The sequence below is a fragment of the Chryseobacterium contaminans genome, from assembly GCF_001684955.1.
GTDB classification, from domain to species: domain Bacteria; phylum Bacteroidota; class Bacteroidia; order Flavobacteriales; family Weeksellaceae; genus Chryseobacterium; species Chryseobacterium contaminans.
In genome coordinates this window covers 1-6137 of record NZ_MAYF01000106.1, presented here as the reverse complement: position 1 = coordinate 6137, position 6137 = coordinate 1, and the positions used below count along the sequence as shown (strand labels likewise).

Annotated in this window: 8 protein-coding genes and 1 pseudogene; all 9 read left to right on the top strand. The window is 37.5% G+C overall.

Translation table 11 applies throughout. The annotated features are described in order from the left end of the window. Positions 1–4: 4 nt before the first annotated feature. The 9 genes and pseudogenes from BBH99_RS22735 (at position 5) to BBH99_RS07690 (ending at position 5930) form a co-directional block, all read left to right on the top strand. A pseudogene (locus tag BBH99_RS22735) lies at positions 5–322 on the top strand (glyoxalase superfamily protein). A 118-nt stretch (positions 323–440) separates the two neighbouring features. Continuing rightward, positions 441–1652 (top strand): DUF763 domain-containing protein, encoded by a 1212-nt coding sequence (locus tag BBH99_RS07725; protein WP_066694179.1) that lies wholly within the window; start codon positions 441–443, stop codon positions 1650–1652. Positions 1653–1933: 281 nt separating this feature from the next. After that, a complete protein-coding gene (locus BBH99_RS07720; RefSeq protein ID WP_066694177.1) occupies positions 1934–2524 on the top strand; it encodes a Crp/Fnr family transcriptional regulator in 591 nt (196 codons plus the stop codon). A 77-nt stretch (positions 2525–2601) separates the two neighbouring features. After that, positions 2602–3012 carry a VOC family protein gene (locus BBH99_RS07715; protein WP_066694175.1) on the top strand — a complete coding sequence of 137 codons (411 nt, stop codon included), beginning with the start codon at positions 2602–2604 and terminating at the stop codon, positions 3010–3012. A 23-nt stretch (positions 3013–3035) separates the two neighbouring features. Next, complete coding sequence (locus BBH99_RS07710; protein WP_066694173.1) at positions 3036–3497, top strand: hypothetical protein; 462 nt, start codon at positions 3036–3038, stop codon at positions 3495–3497. A gap of 105 nt (positions 3498–3602) precedes the next feature. Beyond that, positions 3603–4127, top strand: a complete 525-nt coding sequence (locus BBH99_RS07705; RefSeq protein WP_066694171.1) for a DinB family protein — start codon at positions 3603–3605, stop codon at positions 4125–4127. A 2-nt stretch (positions 4128–4129) separates the two neighbouring features. Further along, a complete protein-coding gene (locus tag BBH99_RS07700) occupies positions 4130–4915 on the top strand; it encodes an alpha/beta fold hydrolase (protein ID WP_066694169.1) in 786 nt (261 codons plus the stop codon). 94 nt (positions 4916–5009) lie between these two features. After that, the gene (locus tag BBH99_RS07695) at positions 5010–5441 is read left to right on the top strand and encodes a VOC family protein (RefSeq protein WP_066694167.1); all 432 of its coding nucleotides are present in this window, start codon (positions 5010–5012) and stop codon (positions 5439–5441) included. Positions 5442–5516: 75 nt separating this feature from the next. Next, positions 5517–5930, top strand: a complete 414-nt coding sequence (locus tag BBH99_RS07690; RefSeq protein WP_066694165.1) for an SRPBCC family protein — start codon at positions 5517–5519, stop codon at positions 5928–5930. Positions 5931–6137 lie beyond the last annotated feature (207 nt).

Genomic DNA, 6137 nt, shown 5'->3' with positions numbered 1-6137 from the left:
TGAAATCGTCTGGGAACACCGTTTTGAAGAAAATATGCCTGCTTATTTAGAAGTGAAAAAAGGAAATATCATCCTTCATTTAAGTGAACATCATGGAGATGCAAGTCCCGGAAGCCGTATTTTCATTTGAGGTGAAGGCGTTGCGGAATACCATAAAGAACTTATTGATAAAAACTATAAGTACAACCGTCCCGGACTTGAAAAAACGTTCTATGACGCGGTTTCTTTCACAGTCTATGATCCGTTTGGAAATAAAATTATTTTCAATGAAAAGTTTGATGATGAAAAGCATGGAACTTTAGTCTTTCATTCGCATGAATAACTTATTAGAAAAAGATAGTTAAAGAATTCGCGACCAATTTTCGAGGCATATTTTTATTGACTCAGATCAGTATCCATTTGGAATATTAAGCCTAACTTTGTTTTTCCAAAATTGAAAAATGAAACGTTCAGGAACTGCAGATTTACCCCTTCACTATGGCAAAGTGCCGCCATGGCTGTATGAACGGATGTCTGTTCTTGGGCTTTCTATTGTTGAAGCCATCCTGACTGATTATGGTAAAGATGAGGTGCTTCGCAGACTGGCTGATCCGTTTTGGTTTCAAAGTTTTGGAGCGGTGATGGGCATGGACTGGCATTCTTCAGGAATAACTACTTCAGTAATGGGGGCTTTGAAACGTTCCATTAATCCTAATTCCCAGTCATTAGGGCTTTATATTTGTGGCGGAAAAGGGAAATTTTCCAGGGAAACACCATCAGAACTCATTCAGATTGCAGAAAAAACAGGACTGAATGGAAATGACCTGGTAAGAGCCAGTAAACTCTCTGCTAAGGTTGATAATACAGCCATTCAGGATGGATATCAGTTATACCTGCACAATTTTATTCTGTCAGACAACGGAAATTGGAGTGTCATTCAACAGGGAATGCACGATTCTGATGGAACCGCAAGGCGTTACCACTGGCATTCTGAAAATATAACATCATTTGTAGAAGAACCACATACCGGAATTAACGGGATTTCAAGAGGACGTATTCTCAATCTTACTGATTCCGAGGCCGCAGGAAACAGAAAAGGTATTCTGGATATTTCACACACAGATTCTATAGACGTGATGAAAGATTTTTCACGATTAATACTGCCTGCCCATCATGACGTGCAGGCGTCTGATGTAGATCTTAAACGTCTGGGGGCACTTTTGTACATCACCCGTGAACAGCAGCCTCAGAATTTTGAAGATTTACTGATGCTGGAGGGAGTAGGGCCAAGAACCATGCAGTCTCTCGCGCTGGTAAGTGAGGTTATTCATGGAACACCATCAAGATTTACCGATCCTGCCAGATTTTCCTTTGCTCATGGAGGAAAAGACGGGCATCCATTCCCGGTTCCGGTAAATGTATACGATGAAAGCATCAGTATTCTCAGAAAAGGAATTGAAAAATCAAAATTGGGAAATTCAGATAAGCTGAATACCTTAAATAAACTTCATGAAATTGTTACCAAAGCTGAAAAGGATTTTACCCCGGATTTTGATGTTCAGGAAGTCATTGAAGAAGAACGTCAGAACTCATGGCGTTTTGGAGGAAAAACAGTAATGGGTGACGCTCAAAAGCCCACGCCACCTAAACCTATTCAGCTCTCTTTATTTTAAATAAAGTTAAGTTACCCATTTTCCTAAGTCTTAATTCCCGTTACAATAACGACAAACATCCGTATAACCATTTCCCTCCACCGGAGAGGTGTCAAATCTATGATTTGACGGGGTGGTCTACTCCTTAATCAAATCTCTGTTTAATTGTCTCTTTTTGTTAAGTGATCATCAATTCAATGATATATATGGTATCTGTTCGTAATTAAAGTATTTTGTTTAATAATAATTGCGATTAATTCAATTAAAAATTTTATTTTTAAAGTCTTAAAAAAATTGACCAAATGACTCACAAATCCCTTGAAATATGCTATGATTTTCCTTTTTTTCTTCAGGAAGAACTTGATGAAATATTTCAGGCTCACGAAAAAAAGTCTTTTCAGAAAGGTGATTTTATTCTTGAGGAAGGCAAGATGGCCAATGAATATTATATTTTGGACACCGGCCTGGCCCGCTCGTTTGTCAATGATTTTAATGGAAATGAAGTAACCACCCATTTTTTCGTAGAAAATGAAGTGATTATTGAGGTCTTATCCATGTTTCAAAGGATTCCAACACAGGAAAATATTGTTTGTATCACAGATTGCGAATGCTGGAAATTGGATTACGATACTTTTCAGGAGCTATTCCACAAAATTCCCAACCTAAGAGAATGGGGAAGAGCATGGATGTCTAAGGAGCTTTTCGATTATAAGCAAAGATCCGTAGAAATGTTCACCCTATCAGCTACCAGAAGATACCTGAACCTGTTGGGGCAGAAATCCAAAGTTATACAGTTTGCCCCATTAAAACAGATTGCCTCTTACCTTGGAGTAACAGACACTTCTCTGAGCAGAATCCGTAAAGAATTGGTCTCCCATCCCAAGAAAATTTAAATCTTGCCCTATGACAAGTAGATTTTCATTAGGCCTTGGTAATTTTGGTTAAAAGTTTAACACCAAAATTATAAAAAATGAAAATCAATCAAATCTATGTCAATTTACCTGTAAAAGACGTACAAAAAACCAGAGAATTCTGGACAACGCTTGGCTTTTCTATTGACGAGCAGTTTTCGGATGATAAAGCAGTGTGTGTAGTGATGAAAGAAGATCATATCTACACCATGTTTCTTAAAGAAGAATTTTTCCAGACCTTTACCAACAGACCTTTTGCCAAAGGAGATACCACTCAGGTACTTCTTGCCATTGGTGTTGACAGCCGTGAAGAAGTAGATTGGATCGTTAAAACTGCCATAGAGAATGGTGGATCCCAATACAGTGAACCTATGGACCACGGATGGATGTATCAAAGTGCCTTTGCTGATTTAAACGGACATCAGTGGGAAGTAATGCATGCAGATCTTTCTAAATTGCCTACAGAATAGTTTAATCAAAATATCACTGAGATATGGAAACAAAATCAAATGAGATAGAATTGGTGAAGCATCAGGTAGGTGTAACCTATAAAGTGATACTTATCAACATAGAAGGGATTACTCATGAGGAATCAATGATTTTTCCTAATGGTGAAGCCAACTGTATGAATTGGGTCTTAGGGCATCTTATCTATGTAAGAAATGGCTTGCTTAATATTTTGGGCGAAGAGCCTGTCTGGGATGGAGAAGTATTTTCAGGATATAACAGGGGAGCTATTGCTTTAGAAAGAAAAGATGAGTTTGTCAATTTTGAAGAATTGAAGTCATACCTGAAACAATCCCAGGAAAACCTGGATAAAAAATTAGCAAACCTTGAGCACTTCCGTTCAGAACAGATTAACGATATCGCAACGCTTTGTTTCCACGAGAATTATCACAGTGGACAATTGGGATATATTCGTCGGCTTCTGGGAAAACCCGGAGCCATAAAATAAACGTTTAAAGTCTGCTTAATCTGCAAAATCAGCGAGAGAGCAAAATCAATGATAAGACTGTTGGAAAACTCAAAATATCTAGTTTCTAACTAAAAGAATAAAACAATGAACACACCAAAATCAAAAAAAATAGAGCTCATTATTCCGGCTTACAGAATGCATACCCAAAGCTTTGTGAACGTTTTGGATGGCATTTCGGAAGAAGATGCATTGAAAAGAATTGAAAACAAAACCAATCACATTGTTTGGATGGCAGGAAACTTTGTGAATATGCGCTATGGCTTGGGAGCGGTATTAGGACTCCAGGAGCAGGACCCTAATAATGACCTGTTTTTCCAGGGGAAAGCATTGGATGAAAGCTACCAATATCCAACATTAGCTGATTTAAAGAAAAATTTCCATGATATTTCTGCAAAAGTATATCAGAAGCTGTTTGAAGTAACAGACGAAGAGCTTGATGAAATCTTTGAAATAGGGATGAATATTCCTTTTATTAAAGAAACCAAACTCAACTTTGTCGGAATGTGCATAGGCCGTGAAGACTATCTCAGTGGGCAAATCGGTTTGATGCGAAGAATTTTAGACTATCCGGGAATGAAGTATGACGTAGATGAAAACCTTACCTATTAACTATGAGCCCGGTAGAAAAAGGATATAAACACGTTAACGGAATCCAGCTGTATTATGAAATCTATGGTTCCGGAAAGCCTCTGGTTTTAATTCATGGAGGCGGATCTTCTATTTTATATGATTTTAAAGAGGTTATTGCCAGATTGGAAGATAAATTTCAACTCATTGGAATAGACCTTCAGAATCATGGACGAAGTGAGCACCGCGATATTCCCGAAACATTTGAGCAGGATGCTGATGATGTGGCGGCACTTCTGGCAGAACTTACTATTCACAAAGCTTCATTCTGGGGATTCAGTAATGGTGGAAGTACTGTAATGCAGATCGCACACCGTCATCCGGGAATTGTAGAAAAGCTGGTGGTTGCCTCAGCATTTTATAAAAGAGAAGGAATGATGGATGGCTTCTTTGAAATGATGGCGGAAGCCACCTTTGAATCTATGCCGGAGCCTTTCAAAATCAATTTTTTAAACCTTAATCCTGACTTTTCCAAGCTGGAAAATCTATTTGATAAAGACAGTAAAAGAATGCAAACCTTTGTGGATTGGGATGATGAAGTGCTAAGTTCCATTCAATCACCAACCCTGTTCATCAGTGGAGATAAGGACGTAATGAAACCGGAACATACCGTTGCCATGTGGCGATTGGTAGAAGGCTCACAATTAATGATTCTTCCTGCAACCCATGGAGTGTATATGATGGCTGATTTCGATGGCAGCCTCAATGAAAACCTGGTCAATTTTACAGTCAAAGAAGTAGAAACATTTTTAAATCAACATAATCACTAATTGCATTTTTTTTCACATTACCATTCGTGTCATTTGTGAAACCATTGGTGCCATTTGTGTTTAAACAAAACATAACATTTTAAAATTAAAAATCATGGCAAAATTAAATCCGTACCTAAATTTCGATGGTACAGCTGAAAAAGCTTTCAATTTTTACAAATCTGTTTTTGGAGGTGAATTCGCAGGCGAAATTCATAAAATGGGAAATGCTCCCGGTACTGAAAACCTTTCTGAAGAAGAAAAAAACAGAGTAATGCATATTGCATTGCCTATAGGAAATGACCTTTTAATGGCTTCCGATATTGTTCCAAGCTTTGGACAGAAGCTGAATGTAGGAAACAATAATTATGTGTCTATTTTCCCGGATTCAAGAGAAGAAGCCGATAGATTATTCAAAGGTCTTTCCGAAGGAGGAAATATAGAAATGCCGATTGAAGACCAGTTTTGGGGTGACTATTTTGGAAGCTTCCAGGATAAATATGGTGTTCATTGGATGATCAACTATAATGAACAATACGGGAAATAATCTTATATTTAACTAATTATAAAAAAGAGACGCCCGTTTTTCGGGCAGCTCTTTTATTCAATCAAAAATTAAACTATGGACCCAATTAAAATAGACATTACCATTTTAGCACCGGTAGAAAAAGTATGGAATTACTTCAACGATCCCAAACACATTACCAAATGGAATTTTGCCCATGAAAGCTGGCATTGTCCCAGTTCTGAAAACGATCTGAAGGTAGGTGGAAAATTTAAAAACAAAATGGAAGCAAAAGATAAAAGCTTTGCCTTTGATTTTGAAGGAGTATATGACGAAGTAACCCCTCACGAACTTATAAAATATCACATGGAAGACGGACGAAAAGTAGAAGTGATCTTTGATAAGATTGATGAGAATACCACAAAAGTGATTGAAATTTTCGATCCGGAGAAACAAAATTCAGTGGAAATGCAGAGAGATGGCTGGTATGCTATTCTCAATAATTTCCATAAGTATGTTGAGAATCATTAAAATATTTTTTGTCGCCATGATCAATTTGGTTATCATGTCAAAGAGTTTGAATTCCATGTATGCTGTCAGCTATGATCTTGAGGAGGATTTTCTTCTTGGAGTGATTGCAGTACCTGCTAGAAAAGCCCTGAAGAAAGAAAAAATAGATTCTTTGGAAAAACTGTCGGATTATTCTGAAAAGGAAATCTTACAATTACATGGTTTCGG